This window comes from Pseudohongiella acticola, from assembly GCF_001758195.1.
In the GTDB taxonomy this organism is placed as follows: domain Bacteria; phylum Pseudomonadota; class Gammaproteobacteria; order Pseudomonadales; family Pseudohongiellaceae; genus Pseudohongiella; species Pseudohongiella acticola.
In genome coordinates, this window is record NZ_MASR01000003.1 from 249,673 (window position 1) to 269,111 (window position 19,439).

Here is a 19,439-nt window from a genome sequence, read left to right on the forward strand (position 1 = left end):
ACAAAATGCTGACAAAGCATAATCCGCTTTGCGATATGATCCAATATTGCCCATAATTGCCTGTTTTGTTGTTGCGCCAATGGCGCGGGGAAATGCGGGAAAGACATGGACAAGATCACGATCCGGGGTGCCAGAACCCATAACTTGAAGAATGTGAATCTGACCATCCCTCGCAACAGGCTGGTGGTCATCACCGGCCTGTCAGGGTCCGGTAAATCATCACTGGCATTTGACACACTGTACGCGGAAGGTCAGCGGCGTTATGTCGAATCACTGTCGACCTACGCGCGTCAGTTCCTGTCGATGATGGATAAACCCGACATCGACCACATCGAAGGGCTCTCCCCCGCCATTTCCATCGAACAGAAATCAACCTCCCACAACCCGCGCTCCACTGTCGGCACCATCACCGAAATTTACGACTACTTGCGCCTGCTGTTTGCCCGTGCCGGGGAGCCTTTCTGCCCCACCCATCACAAGAAACTGCAGGCACAGACCGTCAGTCAGATGGTCGACCAGATTCTGGCGTTGCCAGAGGGCAGCAAAATCATGATCCTGGCGCCAGTGGTGCGTGATCGCAAAGGCGAGCATCTTCACGTGTTCAAGGAGCTGCTCGGCGGCGGTTTTATCCGCGCACGCGTGGATGGTACGGTTACTGAACTGGACTACCCTCCGACACTGGAGAAGAACAAGAAACACAGGATTGATGCCGTTATCGACCGCCTCAAGGTGCGTGCGGATATTCAGACGCGGCTGGCAGAAAGCCTGGAGACCGCACTGCAACTGACCGATGGCCTGGTCAGCATAGCGTTCATGGATGAGGACGCAGCACAGGACGAGCTGACCTTTTCCTCTCGCTTTGCCTGCCCGGTGTGCGGCCACAGCATCACCGAGCTGGAACCGCGCATGTTCTCCTTCAACAACCCCGCCGGTGCCTGCAACAGCTGCGATGGACTGGGGGTAAAACAGTTCTTTGATGCCCAACGCATCATGACTGATACCTCGCTGTCGCTGGCCGAAGGCGCCATTCGCGGCTGGGACAGACGCAATTTTTACTACTTCCAGATGCTCAACTCGCTGGCGGCACATTACGGGTTTGCAGTAGACACCCCGTTTGAAGAGTTGAGCAAGCGCCAGCAGACTATTGTCCTGCACGGCAGCGATGGCGAAGACATCGATTTCCGTTTCATGAACGACCGCGGCGACAGCACGGTCCGACGCCATGCCTTTGAAGGCATTCTGCCCAATATGGAACGACGCTACCGCGAAACCGAATCACAGACGGTACGCGACGACCTGGCGAAATACCTCAGTTCACACGCCTGCCCCGATTGCGAAGGCACCCGGCTGTGCAGTGATGCCCGTCATGTCTATATCGAAGGCACCACGCTGCCTGACATCACTTGCATGACCATTGTGCAGGCGTTTGACTATTTCCATGATCTTGAATTGCAGGGTTCGCGCGCAGCCATTGCTGACAAAATCCTGCGTGAACTGGAACAGCGCCTGCAGTTTCTGATTGATGTTGGGTTGAACTATCTTACGCTGAGCCGCAGCGCCGACACCCTTTCCGGTGGAGAGGCGCAGCGGATTCGGCTGGCCAGTCAGATTGGTGCCGGCCTGGTTGGGGTCATGTATATTCTGGATGAACCCTCCATTGGCCTGCATCAACGCGACAATGATCGCCTGCTGTCGACGCTGTTTCATTTGCGCGACATTGGCAATACCGTGATTGTGGTTGAGCATGATGAGGACGCCATCCGCAGCGCCGATCACGTCATTGATATTGGTCCCGGTGCGGGTGTGCACGGTGGCCGGATTGTGGCACAAGGCCAGGTCGTCGATATTGTCGCCGCCGAAAATTCACTGACAGGCCAGTATCTGTCAGGCAAGCGCCGCATCGAAATACCGACTGAGCGAAATAAACCTGACGGCAAAAAAATGCTGACCCTGACAGATGCCAGCGGCAACAACTTACAGAACGTAACTTTAAAAATACCACTGGGCCTGTTCACCTGCATCACCGGGGTTTCCGGGTCCGGCAAGTCGACATTGATCAACAACACGCTGTATCCGGTGGCGGCGACCCGGCTTAATGGTGCCACCACACTGGAAGCGGCGCCGCACGCAAGTATCGAAGGCCTGGAGCTGATGGACAAGGTTGTCGACATCGACCAGAGTCCGATTGGGCGAACACCCCGATCCAACCCGGCTACCTATACCGGCATTTTCACGCCGGTGCGAGAGCTGTTTGCTGGCACTCAGGAAGCCCGGACCCGGGGCTACAATCCGGGCCGTTTCAGTTTCAATGTCAAGGGCGGTCGATGCGAAGCCTGTCAGGGTGACGGCATGGTCAAAGTAGAAATGCACTTCCTGCCCGATGTCTACGTGTCCTGCGACATCTGTCACGGCAAACGTTACAACCGCGAAACCCTGGAAGTGAAATATAAAGGCAAGAACATCAGTGAAGTGCTGGGCATGACCATTGAAGACGCCCGGGAATTCTTTGACCCGGTGCCCGCGATTGCCCGCAAACTGCAGACGTTGATGGATGTGGGGCTATCCTACATCTGCCTGGGCCAGGCTGCGACAACACTGTCAGGCGGCGAAGCCCAACGTGTAAAACTGGCCAAGGAATTGTCCAAGCGCGATACCGGCCAGACGCTGTACATTCTGGACGAGCCCACCACCGGCCTGCATTTTGAGGATATACGTCAGCTACTGGCCGTGCTGCACAAGCTGCGCGACCAGGGCAACACCATTGTGGTCATTGAACACAATCTGGACGTCATCAAGACTGCTGACTGGATTGTCGATCTTGGGCCCGAGGGAGGCAACGGTGGCGGCCAGATAGTCGCCGAGGGCACGCCGGAAGACGTGGCGCGCTCAACAGCATCCCATACCGGACACTACCTCGCGCGCCTGTTCTCTCAGTTTGCCACCGACGCCGCCAGTTCCAGCAGGTAAGCGCGAATGCCTTCGGCCTCTGCCGGCCCAATGTCAGCAGCAAACCCTGGCATACCGCGGTCTACCAGACTGCCTTCGAGTACGATGCTGGCGAAGCCTGCTTCGGTCAACAACATTGGAGTATAGCGCAGATCAGGAATCGGGCCCGATGTCATGCCAAACGGGCCATGACACACAGAACAGTAGGCGTTATACATGATAGCGCCATAATCGGCATCGCCTTCACTACTGGCAGCGGACACGTCCAGTGGTTCGAGCGGCGTAATCGCTACTGTCGGGCTTTGCATGTCAGCACCCAACTTGAATGCCATCAAGCGACCATTTCGCTCACGTGGATAATTGCCTGACAGACGCCCCATGGTCAACGGTATGGCACCGCCCTGACCCGCCAGTGCAAGCACGTACTGTTCCCCGTCCAGCTCATAGGTGACCGGTCCGCCCAGGATGGCATCCCCGACTTCATGCGACCACAGATGTTCACCGGTATCGGTGGTATATGCGTGGAAAAAGCCATCTGCCGAGCCCTGGAATACCAGACCGCCACCGGTTGATAACAACCCACTGTTGCCATACACCGGATAATTCACGCGCCACACCTCACGCTGCTCCACAGGGTCCCATGCCAGCAGGGCCGACGGTGACATCTGCAGTACCCGTTCGGCTTCTTCAGGATTGACTGGTTCGCCTGGTGCCGCATCCTGCCCAAGATTCCAACCAACTGACTGTTCAACAAATTCGGCCGGATTGGAGTAAACATATGAGGTGTTCTGGGTCGGGATGTAAACCAGGCCGGTGTCGGCGTCGAAAGACATCGGGTACCAGTTGTGACCACCCAGCGGGCCGGGAATAACAACCGCCGGGTCGCGCTGATAACGTACCACTTCGGCTTCGATGGGACGGCCGGTGACGGCATCCAGGCCGCTGGCCCAGTTGATTTCAACGTAGTTCTCACCGGAGATGAACTCGCCGGTGGCGCGATCAATCACATAAAAGAAACCATTTTTGGGAGCCTGCATGATGACTTCGCGCATCTGACCGTCTATCTCCAGGTCAGCCAGAATCATGTGCTGGGTTGCCGTGTAATCCCAGGATTCGGCTGGCGTGGTCTGAAAATGCCAGACGTACTCACCGGTATCAGGGCGCAACGCCACGATTGACGACAGGAACAGGTTATCACCCTGACCGTCGGAGCGGATTTCATGGTTCCACGGGCTGCCGTTACCGACACCAATGTAGAGCAGGTCCAGCTCCGGGTCATAGGCCATGGAATCCCAGGCCGTGCCGCCGCCACCAATCTGCCACCATTCACCAGCCCAGGTTTCCGCAGCCATGGCCATGGCATCATTCTCAAAACCGTCTGCGGGGTTACCTGGCACGGTATAAAAACGCCAAACCTGATCCCCGGTTTCAGCATCATAAGCCGAAACATAACCGCGCACGCCCAGCTCGCCGCCACCATTGCCGATGATGACCTTGCCATCAACAATGCGCGGAGCGCCGGTAATGGTGTAACGCTGTTCCGGGTCTGCAGTGACGGTTGACCAGGCAACATCACCGGTTTCCCGGTCCAGGGCGATCAGGCGGCCATCAAGCGCACCGAAATAGACGTTGTCACCCCAGGCTGCCATGCCCCGGTTGACCACGTCACAACAGGCATTAACCGCGTACTCGCGAGGCACTTCCGGGTCGTAGCGCCACAGTTCTTCGCCGGTGCGTGCATCCAGAGCAAACGCCTTGCTCCAGGCCGACGTCAGGTAAATTACGCCGTCAATAACAAGAGGCGTTGCCTCCTGGCCACGGTCGGTATCCAGTTCAAAATCCCAGGCCATACCCAGGTCTGTTACCGTGTCGCGATTGATCTGTGATAACGGACTGTTGCGATCTTCTGCGTAAGTGCGACCATGCGTCAGCCAATCACTGTTGTTACCGGCAGCGTTGACGACACGGGCGCGATCAACCGGCTGAAACGTGCGACTGGCCTCACTGCCGGCTGTCATCTCCCGGTCTGTCATGGTGGGAGAAGACACAGCGGCGTCCTGCTCTCCCGAACAGGCGGCCAGCAAACCAGCAGCAATCAGGCCAAACAAGGCACGGTTAACAAAAAAGCGGCGGGCGGGCGTGTGAACCCGGGTCTTAATACGCATAAACTTTATTCCTGTTATTCTGTTTGTTATGGCATGGTCTGTCACCGACATGAGCATAAACAGCCACAGACCCCAGCGCAAGCACGGAAGAGCACCCGTTCGGTCAGCGTGGTTTACTGCTTTATTGTGCCACGGCCTCAACACGCACTGTCAGCGTCACCTCGGTCTCACCCGCTTCCGCACTCGGTGGCGTCATTTCCCTGCTGCCGGTATCCGCCATCGCACGCATCATTCTCGGTTGAGAAGCGCCGGACGACGTATCCACCTCCAGTACCGCTATGTCGACACGCGACTTGCCGAGAGCAGCTGCGGCGCGCTCCGCTTTCTCTGTCGCACGGACGATGGCGGCCTCCATCAGTGAGTCCCTGACCTCATCGGCACGCTCTGTGCTCAACTGGTAAGACACCTGATTCATGACAAAGCCCATGGCCTGCAGTTCGCCGGCCAGTGCCAGTAACGCCTGCGCGTCCCTGCTTTCCAGCGTCAGGCTCTGTGATCCGCGCCACAGCGTTTGCGCCCGCCCACCTTCCGGTTGCCGCTCGTATTGATAAACATTGTAGTAGCCTGTGCTCTGACTGACCGTATCGACACCACGGGCCTGTTCCAGCGCCTCTGCCATGTCGGTATTGATACGATTCTGGACCACCGTCGCATCAGCATCTTCAACCTCGATCCGTAAACTGGCGATAACAAGATCCTGTTCCACACTGACGCGTTCAGTTACCGACAGTGTGACCAGGGTCTGCCCCGCTGGCAGAAGTGACTGCTGTGCATAGACGGATGAAGAGACCGATAGAGAGACCAGCGCCATGACGCTGACAAGCAGGACAACAAAAATTCTGACAACCGGTGAAAATTTCTCATTTGTCATTTGTGATTACCCCTGAAGCTGGATTAGAGTGACCCTATGAGCATACCAGAACCCAGCATAAGTTATGTCAACGAGAGCGCAATTCTATTGAGCTTTGGCGCCCCCGGACAAGCCGGCGAGGCAGCGCAGCCGGACCAGTCCCTGCAGATTCGAATCTGTCAGCTGGCCCAGGCGCTGCGCGGTGCTCCGGGAAGTGCTCAAATGCTGCTGGAAGTCGTCCCGGGCCCAGGCAATCTGCTGCTGGTCATGCAACGCGAGGTGATCGCCGAGCAGGTGCTGCAGCAGGCGGAAGCGTTATGGCTGGACCTTGAGCAGACCCGGGAAACACCTGCCCTGATTGAAATTCCGGTCTGTTATGGCGGCAAAGGCGGACCCGATCTACCACAACTGTCACGTCATACAGGCCTGGACGTGAACGACATCATTGACCGCCACTGCGCCCCCGAATACCTGGTTCAGTGTCTGGGTTTCATGGCGGGTTTCGCCTATCTTGGCGGACTGGACCCGAGTCTTGCCATTGCCCGCAAGAAAACGCCAGCGGCCCGTATCCCCGCGGGCTCTGTTGCCATTGGCGGGCTTTATACAGGTATTTACCCCTCTGCCACGCCGGGTGGCTGGCACATCATAGGCCAGACCCGAAGCCGGCTGTTTGACCCGCTGGCAAGCCCTCCATGCCTGCTCAGACCCGGAGACCGACTTCGCTTTGTTGCCGTGGAGACACTGTCATGATGGAAGTATTGCGGGCATCACCGCTACTGACGGTGCAGGATACCGGTCGACCCGGGCTGCGCCACCTGGGCGTGCCACTGACAGGCATGATGGATACGCCGGCGCTGATGGCAGCCAATCTGTTGCTGGGCAACTCAGCTGACGCGGCCGGGCTCGAAGTGAGTTTTGGCCCGACCTGGCTCAAAGCCCATCAGGACATCCAGATCGTGCTGATGGGGGCAGACATGCGGGCGCGCCTGATGACGCCGGATGGCAAGCATGAGGTTGTCAAATACCTTACCCCCGGTTTCATTCACGATATCCCTGCCAGCCACCGCATCCATTGCCAGGCAGCAGCCGAGCCGGGCCAGCGTAGCTGTCTTGCTGTCGCCGGTGGCATCGACGTGCCATTGGTCATGGGCTCGCGCAGCACAGATCTGAACAACGGTTTCGGTGGTTATCAGGGCCGGACCCTGCGCGCTGGCGACATGTTACCGGTCGCTGCTTCGGCACGACAATCCAGCCAGGGTGCCAAGTCGCATGGTATCAGGCAGGCTGAAGCCAGCATGACGTTGCGGACTGTACCGGGTCCGGAGTACGATGCGTTTACCGATCGCAGCCAGTCTGCGTTCTGGCACACCGAGTGGCAAGTGACGCCTCTTAGTAATCGCATGGGCCTGCGGCTGAATGGCGAGAGCCTGAAGCTGCAACAGAATATAGACCGACATTCAAGCGGCGTGTTGCCTGGTGCGATTCAGGTGCCGCCTGATGGACAGCCCATCATTCTGGGCAACGACGGCCAGACCACAGGCGGTTATCCGCAGTTGGGCAGCGTGATCGCGGCCGATCTCTGGCAGCTGGCCTACCTGTCTCCCGGCACGGTTATCAACTTCATGCAGATTAGCATTGACGAAGCGCTGGCACTGGCGGCGACACAGTCACTGAAACTGAAACAACTGGAACTATGGCTTGGCTGGAGACAGCCTTGAGCGTCTTTTGCGGAGACAGCCTTGAGCGTCTTTTGCGGAGAAAGCCTTGAGCGTCGTTTGCGGGCACAGCCTTGAGCGTCGTTGGCGGGCACAGCCTTGAGCGTAGTTTACGGAGTCAGCCTTGAGCATAGTTTACGAAGACAGTCTTGAGCGTCGTTTGCCGGAAGCGGGCCTTCAATGACATCTGAAATGCAGATTGACCTGAATGCCGACCTTGGCGAAGGCGGCGACTTTGACCAGGAGCTGCTGACGCTGGTCTCATCAGCCAATATCAGCTGCGGCGCCCATGCTGGCAGCGCTACCGACATCCGTGCCGCCTTGCTGACCGCAAAGCAGTACGGCGTGCGCATCGGCGCCCACCCCTCCTATCCGGATCGCAACAACATGGGCCGCAAGGTCATGGCCATGACGGCAAAACAATTACAACTGTCATTGCTGGAGCAATTAACGTCGCTACAGAACCTGGCCAGTGAAGTCTCGGTCGCCATCCGTTTTGTTAAACCCCACGGCGCGCTCTACAACCAGGCCGCCCGGGACCTGACCCTGGCCAGACAGATCGCTGACATCATTCGATCATTCGATGATTCGTTAACACTTGTCGGGCTGGCCGGCAGCCAATTGCTAGACGCCGGTCGAGAGGCCGGACTGGACGTCTGCGCCGAGGCTTTTGTTGATCGCGCCTACCAGGCTGACGGTAACCTGGTGCCACGCGCGCAAACGGGCGCCGTCATCGAAGATACCGAACAGGCCATGCAACAGGCGTTGAGCATCATCACCGGGCAACGCGTGATGGCCAACGATGGTTCTCAGATCACGATTTCTGCTGATACGCTCTGCATCCACGGTGACACGCCGCAAGCGTTGAAGTTTGCCAGAACGCTGCACAACCGCCTGAACGAAGCCGGCATTCAAATCCGCGCCTGCCTTTAAAACGTTCAACCATGACCTCTGACTCAGGGCTGGCTGCGCACTTCCAGCGTATAGAGCCCCCCGCCCTGCGGCTCGGCGATGATGTCCAGCAGTTCAACAACTGAATCCGGTGCTTGTGACTGCAGGGCCAATTGCGCCCGGGTATGAAAGCTGCCGTTGAGAGATACTGTCGAACGCATGGCAACATGTAAGGGAGTATCCGTCTGTTGCGCCAGCAGATCACCATTGTCCAGCTCCACCGTCAGACTGTTGTCACTTTCGCGACCAACAGTGAATGGCAGCGTTTGCAGGGACAGATTGAGCTCGTCAGACAGAATTCTGGCATCACTCCAGAGACCTCGTCCGCTTAACGCCTGCAACTTTCCGCCCTGCCATGTCAGGTTTGTCAGTTGACCGGAAATATCGCCACCCAGTGTCACGTCGGCAGAGCGCAGAAAGATCCCCGCTGGCAGATCAAAGCTCAGGTCACGCAAGCCGACCTCGCCTGCCACAGACAGGCAGGCAACGCCCGCCACGGTCGCTGGCTGTTCTGGCGAGCGCCTGGATGACACGCCGCTACCGTCAAAGCCGAGTTCGACGCAGGGAGACAGCTGCAGCACTGACAGCGGCCTGATCCGCCATGTCAGCCGACCGTGCAGCAGAGCCTGACCGGCCGGTGCCAATGTCGCCTGTGTCGCCGCGCCGGACCAGAGCGAACCGGACAGCCCCTGCAGCACCAGCGGGCTGTTCACGGGCAGGAATCTGATTACCAGCGTGGCAGGCGCCAACACAACGATCCAGACCAGAGTGAGCACCAATACCAGCAGAGTCATCCTGGTTTTTTTCCACCTGACCATGGCTCAGCGTCCGCGCAGTCGCAGGCTGACGCTGACATTGCCCGGTGTCGTGACCGGAGACAACGTCAGTGAGTCAATGCTCATCGAGCCGCTGCTTTCAATGCCATTCAGCCAGGTCAGTACAGACGCCATGCCGACGTCATTGAGTCGCACCGCGACCGATGAATTATCCGCTGCCGGCTCCAGCGAGGCGATGCGCAGCCCCAGCGCTGACGCCGACTCATCCAGGGATTGCGCCAGATTGCCAGTACCGCTGGTTTGCGAGCCTGCCGCTGCACGCGCAGCGGCAAGTTCCTGCGACAGCGATCGCACTGCGAGCAGCGACTGTTCAGCATTGCTCACACGTTGCGCCGACAATGTCCTTGCCTGCAACATGGGTTGCCATGCCAGCTGCCAGACCAGAACCATCAGCACCACGGCGAGCCCGGCAAGCAGTATCAGTTGTTCTCTGGGAGTTTTCTGCAGCAACCAGCTCTTAATCCTCATTGCTGCTGCCCCTCATCGCTATAGTCCCTCATGGTACCGTCTCCGTAATCATCAGGCTGGCCTGCTGCCGGCTCCCTGACTGAGTCATGTTCTGGGCGCGGGCCTGCAGGCCCGCGTTATTGAGCTGTTCACTGAATTGCAGGATATCGGTGTTGCTGGCGGCCTCCAGACTGAGTTGCAGCTCACCCAGACCGGTCGCCGAGCTGCTGCCGTTATAACTCAGTCGGTTTATACTGATCTGCGAACTCCGCACCAGTTGTGGTGTCAGTTGGTCAAGCAGACCCAACACACTGCCGCCGCTGGCGTCGCCGCGCAACTGCCGCAACTGTGAGCTCAACTGCTGTTCGGCATCCACCAGCACGCCTGCCGGCACGACCTCACGATAGGCCGACTCGATGTCCTGCTGCAGCGATCGAAAACGCTGATTATTGAACTGTATTTCCAGTACTGCCACGAAAGCAAAGGTGACAGCGGCGAAGCATGCAGCGATGAGTGGCAGGCGCGCCGGACGCCAGGCTTTCTGCCAGCGTACCGGCCGGGCAAACTCTCCCTGCCGCAGATCCGGAATCGTTGACGATACTTTATTGTTGTGGCTGCCCGCGCCGGTGTGGCATATCCCGTGCCAGGCCCCTGACAACAAGGCACTGGCGACCTCGGGTTGCCAGCTCTGCACCAGAGCACTGGCATTTACCTGGGCGGCGAGAACATCCAGTTCAGGTTGTGTCACAGCCTGCAATTGCAGCTCTCTCGGTGGCGTCACCGAGGCCGCTGCAGGTGAATGCAGCATGGCGTCCAGCAATATGCCCAGCATCGACAGGTCGACACTGGCGGCAGCGCCGGTTCCCCAGGCTACGTCCACCTGACCGTCTGTCAGTCGCAGCACCCAACTGTCGACAGAGGCTGGCAGCAACAAGGGTTCAGCGTAACAATGCCTGACATCAAAACCGATCGCTTCCAGCACCCGGATCCGGTCAGCCAGTTCACGTTTGTCGATATACGATGCCACCAGCGCCGGTTCGTCTACGTCGGACTCGGCAGTGGTGCCAGCGTTCGGTTGGTTCTCGCTGCTTCCGCCCTGTATTGGCGATCCCAGCGCAACATGCAGCCCTGCCACATCCTGCGCCAGATCGGATTCCAGCTCATACGGGACAAGACGGGCCAAATGCCTTTTTTCCTGGGATTTGAATTTAATGCGTCGACTGGGGCAGTCAGCACCAGAAATCAGCAGCGTCAAAGTTGCCTCCGGCCAGCGGGCTGCCATCACTGACAGCTCACCGCTACCCTGCTCACCGGATTGGCTGACAAACCAACGGTAGTGCGGTTGTTCTGTATCGCCACTGATCTGTCTGACCCATAAATCAGTCATCGTGTATTCCTGTTAAGCTATAAAGCAAAATTTCTGGATAGCGTTCGCACGCCATTCTCGTCACGAAACAACAAGGCCATCATGTATCGCGACCGTTCGCCGATGGTTGCACTGGCATGGACAATAAAGTACTCACTGGCGACACCGTAGGGCCGGTTCTGCGCGACCTTGCTGTCTCCGGAAGTGTCTTCAGTAGTACCACCGGAACCGTCTCCTGAACTGCCACCAGCGTTTTCGTTGAACGCAATTTTGTCGCCGATGCCCTGCAGAACCGGTGCCGTTGCCAGCTCCGCGGTTTCGCTAAACAGGGTCTGTTCACGATACTGCGCCAATGCCGACACCGACTCCGCTGGCAATGGGGTCAGATCATTTGTTGCATTGATCATGCCCATGACCCGCGGTACCGCGGTATTGATATTGAGCGCTGTGGATACCGGCAGTGCAGTGATCAGGGGTGTCAACCTTGTCAGCAACTCAGGAGTCATGTGCCGCACCAACGTCAGTTCGCTGACATCAAAAATCACCTGGTTGGCAGCATTCAGCACTCTCGGCTCAGAGCTGTAATACAGCGACTCGGCGCCACCCGGGCCAGCAGGCTGATCATCTTCATCCACCCAGTCGATAATCGCTTCCGTGATCTCTATCGCCTGCGCCTCACTCAGCGGGTAATCGCTGAAGCTCTGTAACAGCCGTATAAAATGTTTTTGCTGTTCACTGAAGCGCTGTGCCGGTGGCGCTGACAGGTCATCATGATACTGGCCCTTCACTGTCAGATTGTTGATATTGTACAAACCCTGAGCATCAATCAGCTGAACCTCCAGCCAACCGTCATCGGTTGGAAATGGCGGTAATTGCGTGGCCCAGGCTTCCTGCAGATGATCCAGTTGCGACTCCGCACCATCTGTTGCCAGTACTTGCGCAGCCAGCGCTTCAGCACCCTGCAGGTAAGCGTTAAATCGCGCCTGCAGCAGTCCATTTTCAGTGCGATTGGCCTGCAGTACAAACGCCTGACCAAACTGCATCGCCAGCACCGCCACCAGGCCGGCAACCAGTAGCGCCAGTATCAAGGCACTGCCGCGACTGCGCGTCGGCCTGGTTAAACTGTTTCCATGTCTGTGTGTCATGGCGCCCCCGATAACAGAAACACACGGCTGACCGTGCCCAGCGTGCCATTTCTCATCTGCAATTGCACTTCTACGGCCGCTGGCAGCCTCTCTATCATCGCCTGCGCTGCTGGCACCTCATCGCCTGCTGTGTCTGCGCCCGAGCTGTTGTTCATGACTATTGGCCATTCGCTAGCCCAGGCCTCTGCAACGGATTCTGCGTTAACCGGTAGGAACCGAAAACGCAGAGTCTCGATACCCTGCAGCAGCCGCAGACTGCCGGCAGGAGCCTCGGTCAGCCCCTGATTGCGTTCCGGCCAATAGTCACGATACAGGTCCCCGTCAACCACCCGATAAGCCACTCGTTGCAGCCCGGACCGCTGCTGTTGTAAGGGGTTGCTCCAACCGGTGCGCACGAACCATAGCTGCGCGCCCGGCCGTTGCAGTAAAGCCGGCAGGAACAGACCCGCACCGCCCTGACTCAGCATGGCAGGGCGGCCGCGGGGCAGAAAATCGGTAGCCGCCAGACTATCAACGCCGGTGGCGGGTTTCGCCGCCATCCGGGTGCTGGCCTGTTGCAGGTCAGCCGAAAACAACAACCAGACACGTTCAAGTTCATTGATCTGCTGCAGAACATCTGTGCCCTGTTCCGACACAGCCATGGCTGTATCCAGAAATCGGTACGACATGGCACCTATCAAAACGGTCAGGGCCATCGCAATCAGCAGCTCGATCAGAGTAAAACCGCGTTGGTTATTATGTGCAGGCATGTCAGCGTACTCCACTGGCTGTCGCTGTGCGCGCATATACCATTATTTCGACGAAGGCATCACGTTGTTGCTGTCGCGCTATCGCATCGGGATAGACACTCAGCGTCTGCCTTACCATACCCGGCACAGGTGTCGCTTCCGTGGACAATAACCAGAGCCATTGCCGCCCTGCCAACAGACGTTCGCCCTGTAGTTCACTTTGAGAACCATCAACGGTCTGCAACCGGTCAGGCGTCTGCAACGCATAAAGAGCCAGTTGATCCTGAGCCACCCAGGAAGCCAGTGTCTTTTCTTCAAGCACCCCGGTGCTGGTCAACTGGGTGCTCAATTGAAACATCAGCGCAGGCAGCGCCACCGCTACAACAAACAGCGCCACCATCACTTCAACCAGGGTGAAGCCTTGTGCTTTTGCTGTTAATCCGGTTGTCATCGCTGCCGCCTTTCCACTTCACCGGTTGTTGTGTTGCTCAGCGTCACCACCTGCTCATCCTGTGACAATGACCACTCAAACGCCGTGCTTTCTCCGGTCGGATAGAACACCACTGCTGGCATACCAGGGTCCACTGTCAGTGCCTGGGTATTGACTCTTTCACCTTCAATCATCAGATTACTGGCAAGGCCTGGTGACAGATTCAGATCCTGCAGATCACTGTGCGCCGACACTGGCTGCCAGGTCGCCTGACGATTGCGAACCAGGCCACCCGAGGTGCGGCCATAACGCAACCAGGTAACGGCAATACCGTCTTCTTGCGCTGTCGATGAAGAGGTAAACCCCAGGGCCACAGGCTCGCCGCTGAGTATCGCCTGTGACGAAGCCGCTGCCATTAGTACCATCAACTCTTCTGAGACAGATTCCGGCGAAACGCGATTGCCGCCACCAAAGACAGCAGACAGTGACCCTGTCGACAACGTCACCACGCTGACAATAAGTCCCATAATGGCCATCACCACCAGCATCTCGATCAGACTGAAACCCTGCGCCCTGCCACGCACCAGAAACTTACTCCGCGTCCTGCCAATTGCCATAATCCTGGTTCTGCCCGTCACCACCGCGAGTGCCGTCAGCGCCATAGGTGAAAATATCGTAGTCACCATTCTGGCCCGGACTCAGGTAGAGATAGGGATTACCCCAGGGATCAACCGGCAGCGACTCCAGATAACCATCGCTTTTCCAGTTCGCAGGCATCGGCGCCAACGTCGGCCGCTCCACCAGCGCATTGAGTCCCTGCTCACTGCTGGGGTAGGCATAGTTGTCAAGCCGATACATGCGCAGCGCCGTTTCAATGGCACTGAAATCAGCGAACACTTTTTGTACCCGGGCTTCATCGGCGCGACCCAGCACATTGGGCGCGATGATACTGATCAGCAAGCCCATGATAACCAGCACGACCAGAATTTCGATCAGACTGAAGCCTCGCTGGCTGGTTTTAGCCGGCCCTGGTTGTTGTTGCATTTGCATAATATCCACTTCCTCGTTAACAAGTTATCGGGCGTCGCCGCCGGCTCAGATCAGTGTGTTAATATCAAAAATCGGCAACAGCACCGCCAGCATGATCAGGGTTACCAGACCGCCCATCAGAACGATGGTCAGCGGCTCCAGCAACGCCATGGTGGTACCCAGGCGCATCTGTAACTCGCGCTCCTGATTATCAGCAGCGTAGGCCAGCTGCCTGGCCAGCGTGCCATTGGCTTCGCCGTTAGCTGCCATCTGCACCAGCAAAGGCGGAAACACGTCTGCCTGCCGCATGCTTTTACTGAAGCTGCCCCCTTCCTGTACGCGTACCGCCAGTTGTTCAGTCGCTGTACGCATCACTTCGTTATCCAGTACCTGCGCCGCAATCCGCACCGACTCCAGCAAAGGCACACCGCTACTGAGCAGGATGGCCAATGTTGATGCAAAGCGGGCGCTGTCCATTTGTCGAAGCATGTCGCTGAGCAAGGGGACATGCAGCAGAAACTGGTGCCAGCGCCTGCGGGCATCTAGGTCGCGCAGACGCCAGCGAAAGCCGATGACGGCAGCAACTGTCGTGAATAACAGCAACAACGCCCAGCCCGACGCCATGAAATCACTGACCACAATCAGGGCTCGCGTCAGCCCCGGCAATTCCCGGCTGGAACTGGCAAACATGCTCACCAGCCGCGGCACGACAAAGGTCATGAGCAGGCTCACCACCAGCACGCTGACCCCGAGTAGCGCCATCGGGTAAACAAGCGCCATTTGCAACTTTTGCCGGGACTGCTGACCGGTCTCGGTATACTCAGCCAGCCGCTCCATCACCTCACCCAGATAACCGGCCGATTCCCCGGCACGCACCATGGCGCAATACATGCGATCGAACGCCGCCGGATGCTCGCTCATGGCCTGCGCCAGCGTGTGGCCTTCCAGTACCCGCGAACGCACCTGTGACAGCAGGGTTTTGACCCGGATATTGCGGCTTTGACGGGCGCTGATCTGCAGCGCCTCATCCAGAGGTAAACCCGACTGGATTAACGACGCCAGCTGTCGGCTGACCAGGGACAATTCTGCTACCGACAGACGACGTTGACGCCGGAACAGACTGGCAAACCCCGCGGCGGAAGCCGGCGCCTTACCGGAGCTGATGACCAGAGGCCTGACGTTCTGTGCCCGCAACTGCGCCCGCACATGACGTTCACCGTCACCTTCGATAACCCCGGTGACCCGTTTGCCGTCGGCATCCAGCGCCTGATAGGTGAATGAGGCCATAACTAAGCTGCCTCAGCTGCCGTCACGTGGACGTTGATAATCATGCCCATGTGGTTACCCGTAATACTTCTTCCAGGCTGGTTTCACCGGCCAGCACCCGTTGCCGTCCATGTTCATCAATGGCCGGACTGCTAGCACGCAGATGCGCCAGCATGGTCTGCTCACCGGCGCCGTCGTGAATCAACCGGCGCAACGCTTCATCCACTTCGATCAATTCATAAATACCGGTCCGGCCTTTATATCCACTCTGGTTACAGGCATCACAACCGTGCGCACGATAAACTACCGAGCCTGATGGCAGGCCAAAGCGCTGCTGTTCACTGAGGTCTGCCTCGACAGGTTGACGACACTGCTGGCACAGACAGCGCACCAGACGCTGCGCCAGTATCGCCTCAAGACTGGATGACAACAGGAACGGTTCTATGCCCATATCCTGCAGCCGCGTGACAGCACCGATGGCGGTATTGGTGTGTAGCGTTGACAACACCAGATGGCCGGTCAGCGATGCCTGCACGGCGATCGCCGCGGTTTCCTGATCGCGTATTTCACCGACCATCACCACATCCGGATCCTGCCGCAGGATGGCACGCAATCCCCGCGCAAACGTCATGTCGACTTTGGCGTTAACCTGGGTCTGGCCGATGCCGGGCAACAGGTATTCCACCGGGTCCTCAATGGTCAGAATATTGCGATGGCGATTGTTGATATGATGCAACCCTGCATACAGGGTTGTGGTCTTGCCCGACCCGGTGGGACCGGTCACCAGAATAATGCCGTGAGGTTTTTGCAGCGCGCGACTGAAAGCCTCGAAGACCTGAGCCGGCATTGCCAGTTGCTCCAGGTTCAGTTGCCCGGCGGCCTGGTCCAGCAGTCGCAATACCACACGCTCACCGAAAGACGATGGTATCGTCGATACCCGGATATCAACCGCGTGCCCGGCCAGACGGACACTGATGCGGCCGTCCTGCGGTAAGCGTTTCTCGGCAATATCCAGCCGTGCCATCACTTTCAACCGTGATACCAGCACCGGACCCAGTTCGGCTTTGGGGGCCAGTACATCGCGCAACACGCCATCAACCCGAAAGCGGACCGAGACCCGGTGCTCGAACGGTTCGATATGGATATCAGAGGCTTTTTCGCGTACCGCCTGCGACAGTACCGCATTGATCAACCGGATCACCGGCGCATTATCAGCGCCCGACATCAGATCGCTGTTCTTGGGAATATCATCCACCAGTGCCCCGAGATCAAAATCATCGCCAAGCTCATCAGCAGCACGCTGAGCGGCGTCAGCGCCACTCTGATACAGGCGCGTCAGGCGTTGCTGAAAAGTCTCAGCATCCAGGCTGACCGGCGAAAACGCACAACCCAGCACTCTGCGTAACTCCAGCAGCACCGGCACTGTCAGTCCAGGGCGATGATAAACCACGCCCTCCTCCACAATGACACCGTGGGCATCGGCAAAGTCATAGGGCAGCATGGCAAACCCATTGTCCGCAACAGCCTGTTCGTTCACGGCGTTTCCTCACTCGCTGAGTCTGTTGCAGCGCCACGTGACATGCTTTCCCATGGCGGCAACACCGGCAGTTCGCCGGCGTCGAACAGGAAACCGTGCAAAGGCGTCTGTTGCAGCTGCTGGTCTCGTATCAATTCATATTTTTCTGCGGTGGCACCGCGCAGCGCATCGTCGGTGCGCAGAATGGTGGGGCGGATAAACACCAGCAAATTTGTTTTCTGCACTGAACTGCTGCGCGAGCGGAACAGGTGACCGATGCCCGGCACGCTGCCCAGCAATGGCACGCGGGTTTCGCTCTGCACCACGTTGTCACGAATCAGGCCGCCGAGCACGACGGTTTCACCATCCGCAACAGTGACCCGCGTTTCGATCTTGCGTTCATTGGTAATCAGGTCCACGGCGCCGGCCTTGGGTGATATGCTGGAAATCTCCTGGCTGATATCCAGCGCCACGCGGTCACCCCGATTGACATGTGGCGTCACTTTCAGGGTAGTACCCACATTCTGCCGGTTGATGGTCTGGAATGGGTTTTCGACACCGCCACTGCCACCTGGGGTGGTAAAGGAGCCGGTCAGAAACGGCACACTTTCACCGACCGTGATCACCGCTTCGGTGTTATCCGTGGTCAGGATGTTTGGCGTCGACAGGATGTTGGCGCCGGAGTTGGCCTGCAACATATCGATCAGCGCCAACAAATCGGTGCTGCCACCGAGCCGACCCAGACCGATTGTCTGACCAGCACTGCCGGCGAGACCGGCAGCAAGGCTGGTCAAAGCGGCGGTGCGATCCTCATTTAGCGCGCCATCCACAACCAGACCCAACTGCTGAAGATTGTTGCCAGCGTCAAAGCTGCTGGCGAAGGCACCACTTTCATCACGGAACAGCCACTGTATGCCCAGGTTCTGGCCCACGTCATCATTGATCTCGACAATAACCGCTTCCACCAGCACCTGTGCCCGCTGAATATCCAGGCGCTGTACAATGTCCATCAACGAATCGATGATATCCAGACCCGCGGTAATGATCAGCGCATTGTTGTCCGGGTCCGCTTCAATGGTCGCGCGTCTGGCAGTCTGACTGTCGCCATCGTCGCTTTCGCTAAGCCCATACATATTGCGCACAACAGAGCTGAGCACCTCAGCAATACGTTCGGCATCGGCGTATTCAAGGTAGATCACCCGCGTGTTGCCGCTTTGCTCCCGCGGCTGATCCAGCAGGCGGACCAGACCCCGTATGTTGTCACGCTGCCGCTGCCCCCCGGTAATCAGCACCGAATTGGTACGCGGGTCGGCACTGATCTGCAGGCGTGTAGCAACGGGTTCCTGGTCAGCGACTTCGGGGTTTTCGTTCATTTCCCGCAGCAGCGTGACTACGGTGGCTGCCTCAGCAAACTCCAGTCGTACCACTTCGGTTTCAGGAATAGATGTCTGATCAATACGTTCCAGAATCTGGCGGATACGTTCGATATTGGCGACCGTGTCTACCAGAACAATCATGTTGCCATTCGGGTACGCGGACATCTGGCCGTTGCTCTGTGATACCAGCGGCCGCAGCACCGGCAGCACTTCAGCCACCGACACGTTATCAAGCTGAATGGCTTCGGTGACATACCGGTTGCTGTCCGCCGCATTGTAATTGGAGAACGGCAGTGGCGCGGAGCGTGCTTCCTGGGTTGGCAGGATGCTGACCATGTTGTCGCTGGATTCCACCGCGGTAAAGCCGTTGATATCCAGCGCGCGCAGGAAGATACTGTAGTAGCCCTGCGCATCAACTGGCTGACTGCTCATCACGGTGATCTGGCCGCGCACGCGCGGATCGATGATCATGGTTTTGCCGGTGACATCCTGCACCGCGCGTATGACTTCCAGAATATCGCTCTCGCGAAAGTTAGGCGTCCAGCTCTGTGCCTGTGCCAGTGCATTACTGGTTAATGCAAGTGCCATCACAGCCACGCCCAGCAGGCGACACCAGGCGGAGCCGGAAAAGGATTGCTTGTTCATCATGGCCTGCTGTTTCATCAAAAAAGGT

The 19,439-nt window shown here is 57.9% G+C and carries 17 protein-coding genes; 4 read left to right on the forward strand and 13 right to left on the reverse strand.

The features are described 5' to 3' along the window. Positions 1-105 precede the first annotated feature (105 nt). A complete protein-coding gene (uvrA, locus tag PHACT_RS15355) occupies positions 106-2,967 on the forward strand; it encodes an excinuclease ABC subunit UvrA (protein WP_070119148.1) in 2,862 nt (953 codons plus the stop codon). On the opposite strand, the gene PHACT_RS15360 is transcribed toward uvrA, so the two are convergent. Then, a complete protein-coding gene (locus tag PHACT_RS15360) occupies positions 2,931-5,111 on the reverse strand; it encodes a PQQ-dependent dehydrogenase, methanol/ethanol family (protein WP_083264732.1) in 2,181 nt (726 codons plus the stop codon). The two genes, uvrA and PHACT_RS15360, sit on opposite strands and share 37 nt — an antisense overlap. Positions 5,112-5,232: 121 nt before the next feature. After that, the gene (locus PHACT_RS15365; RefSeq protein ID WP_070119149.1) at positions 5,233-5,982 is read right to left on the reverse strand and encodes an SIMPL domain-containing protein; all 750 of its coding nucleotides are present in this window, start codon (positions 5,980-5,982) and stop codon (positions 5,233-5,235) included. 36 nt (positions 5,983-6,018) lie between these two features. Here PHACT_RS15365 and pxpB point away from each other — a divergent pair, with 36 nt between their 5' ends. The 3 genes from pxpB to pxpA all read left to right on the forward strand — a co-directional run bounded on the left by pxpB (position 6,019) and on the right by pxpA (position 8,609). Next, on the forward strand, positions 6,019-6,711 hold the full coding sequence (pxpB, locus tag PHACT_RS15370; protein WP_083264734.1) for a 5-oxoprolinase subunit PxpB: 693 nt from the start codon (positions 6,019-6,021) through the stop codon (positions 6,709-6,711). Next, complete coding sequence (locus PHACT_RS15375; protein WP_070119150.1) at positions 6,708-7,679, forward strand: 5-oxoprolinase subunit C family protein; 972 nt, start codon at positions 6,708-6,710, stop codon at positions 7,677-7,679. Before pxpB ends, PHACT_RS15375 begins: the two co-directional genes overlap by 4 nt. 177 nt (positions 7,680-7,856) lie before the next feature. Beyond that, positions 7,857-8,609, forward strand: a complete 753-nt coding sequence (gene pxpA, locus PHACT_RS15380) for a 5-oxoprolinase subunit PxpA (RefSeq protein WP_317622296.1) — start codon at positions 7,857-7,859, stop codon at positions 8,607-8,609. Between the two features lie 23 nt (positions 8,610-8,632). On the opposite strand, the gene gspN is transcribed toward pxpA, so the two are convergent. From gspN to gspD, 11 genes are read right to left on the reverse strand one after another with little or no spacing between them, the layout of a single operon-like run. Then, on the reverse strand, positions 8,633-9,421 hold the full coding sequence (gspN, locus tag PHACT_RS15385) for a type II secretion system protein N (RefSeq protein WP_070119151.1): 789 nt from the start codon (positions 9,419-9,421) through the stop codon (positions 8,633-8,635). Between the two features lie 27 nt (positions 9,422-9,448). Further along, on the reverse strand, positions 9,449-9,931 hold the full coding sequence (gene gspM / locus PHACT_RS15390) for a type II secretion system protein GspM (protein ID WP_070119152.1): 483 nt from the start codon (positions 9,929-9,931) through the stop codon (positions 9,449-9,451). A 28-nt stretch (positions 9,932-9,959) separates the two neighbouring features. Continuing rightward, positions 9,960-11,297 (reverse strand): type II secretion system protein GspL, encoded by a 1,338-nt coding sequence (gene gspL / locus PHACT_RS15395; RefSeq protein WP_070119153.1) that lies wholly within the window; start codon positions 11,295-11,297, stop codon positions 9,960-9,962. Between the two features lie 17 nt (positions 11,298-11,314). Then, complete coding sequence (gspK, locus tag PHACT_RS15400; protein WP_070119154.1) at positions 11,315-12,421, reverse strand: type II secretion system minor pseudopilin GspK; 1,107 nt, start codon at positions 12,419-12,421, stop codon at positions 11,315-11,317. Next, positions 12,418-13,170, reverse strand: coding sequence for a type II secretion system protein GspJ (locus PHACT_RS15405; protein WP_169819498.1), 753 nt, complete (start codon positions 13,168-13,170; stop codon positions 12,418-12,420). The genes gspK and PHACT_RS15405 overlap by 4 nt, the downstream gene beginning before the upstream one ends. 1 nt (position 13,171) lies before the next feature. Further along, a complete protein-coding gene (gene gspI, locus PHACT_RS15410) occupies positions 13,172-13,600 on the reverse strand; it encodes a type II secretion system minor pseudopilin GspI (protein ID WP_070119156.1) in 429 nt (142 codons plus the stop codon). Next, a complete protein-coding gene (locus PHACT_RS15415; protein WP_070119157.1) occupies positions 13,597-14,196 on the reverse strand; it encodes a pilus assembly FimT family protein in 600 nt (199 codons plus the stop codon). Before PHACT_RS15415 ends, gspI begins: the two co-directional genes overlap by 4 nt. Continuing rightward, on the reverse strand, positions 14,171-14,623 hold the full coding sequence (gene gspG, locus PHACT_RS15420; RefSeq protein WP_245730833.1) for a type II secretion system major pseudopilin GspG: 453 nt from the start codon (positions 14,621-14,623) through the stop codon (positions 14,171-14,173). The genes PHACT_RS15415 and gspG overlap by 26 nt, the downstream gene beginning before the upstream one ends. A 51-nt stretch (positions 14,624-14,674) precedes the next feature. Beyond that, positions 14,675-15,895, reverse strand: a complete 1,221-nt coding sequence (gene gspF / locus PHACT_RS15425; protein WP_070119159.1) for a type II secretion system inner membrane protein GspF — start codon at positions 15,893-15,895, stop codon at positions 14,675-14,677. Between the two features lie 40 nt (positions 15,896-15,935). Continuing rightward, positions 15,936-17,375, reverse strand: a complete 1,440-nt coding sequence (gspE, locus tag PHACT_RS15430) for a type II secretion system ATPase GspE (RefSeq protein WP_083264774.1) — start codon at positions 17,373-17,375, stop codon at positions 15,936-15,938. Between the two features lie 32 nt (positions 17,376-17,407). Next, positions 17,408-19,429 (reverse strand): type II secretion system secretin GspD, encoded by a 2,022-nt coding sequence (gene gspD / locus PHACT_RS15435; RefSeq protein WP_083264743.1) that lies wholly within the window; start codon positions 19,427-19,429, stop codon positions 17,408-17,410. Positions 19,430-19,439 lie beyond the last annotated feature (10 nt).

Coding starts and splice junctions, on each gene's coding strand:
- pxpB (WP_083264734.1), top strand. CDS start 6,019: ATGAGCATACCAGAACCCAGCATAAGTTATGTCAACGAGAGCGCAATT.
- gspG (WP_245730833.1), bottom strand. CDS start 14,623: ATGCAACAACAACCAGGGCCGGCTAAAACCAGCCAGCGAGGCTTCAGT.
- gspL (WP_070119153.1), bottom strand. CDS start 11,297: ATGACTGATTTATGGGTCAGACAGATCAGTGGCGATACAGAACAACCG.
- PHACT_RS15365 (WP_070119149.1), bottom strand. CDS start 5,982: ATGACAAATGAGAAATTTTCACCGGTTGTCAGAATTTTTGTTGTCCTG.
- gspF (WP_070119159.1), bottom strand. CDS start 15,895: ATGGCCTCATTCACCTATCAGGCGCTGGATGCCGACGGCAAACGGGTC.
- gspK (WP_070119154.1), bottom strand. CDS start 12,421: ATGACACACAGACATGGAAACAGTTTAACCAGGCCGACGCGCAGTCGC.
- PHACT_RS15360 (WP_083264732.1), bottom strand. CDS start 5,111: ATGCGTATTAAGACCCGGGTTCACACGCCCGCCCGCCGCTTTTTTGTT.
- gspE (WP_083264774.1), bottom strand. CDS start 17,375: ATGCTGCCCTATGACTTTGCCGATGCCCACGGTGTCATTGTGGAGGAG.
- gspM (WP_070119152.1), bottom strand. CDS start 9,931: ATGAGGATTAAGAGCTGGTTGCTGCAGAAAACTCCCAGAGAACAACTG.
- gspN (WP_070119151.1), bottom strand. CDS start 9,421: ATGACTCTGCTGGTATTGGTGCTCACTCTGGTCTGGATCGTTGTGTTG.
- uvrA (WP_070119148.1), top strand. CDS start 106: ATGGACAAGATCACGATCCGGGGTGCCAGAACCCATAACTTGAAGAAT.
- gspD (WP_083264743.1), bottom strand. CDS start 19,429: ATGAAACAGCAGGCCATGATGAACAAGCAATCCTTTTCCGGCTCCGCC.
- PHACT_RS15415 (WP_070119157.1), bottom strand. CDS start 14,196: ATGGCAATTGGCAGGACGCGGAGTAAGTTTCTGGTGCGTGGCAGGGCG.
- pxpA (WP_317622296.1), top strand. CDS start 7,857: ATGACATCTGAAATGCAGATTGACCTGAATGCCGACCTTGGCGAAGGC.
- PHACT_RS15375 (WP_070119150.1), top strand. CDS start 6,708: ATGATGGAAGTATTGCGGGCATCACCGCTACTGACGGTGCAGGATACC.
- gspI (WP_070119156.1), bottom strand. CDS start 13,600: ATGACAACCGGATTAACAGCAAAAGCACAAGGCTTCACCCTGGTTGAA.
- PHACT_RS15405 (WP_169819498.1), bottom strand. CDS start 13,170: ATGCCTGCACATAATAACCAACGCGGTTTTACTCTGATCGAGCTGCTG.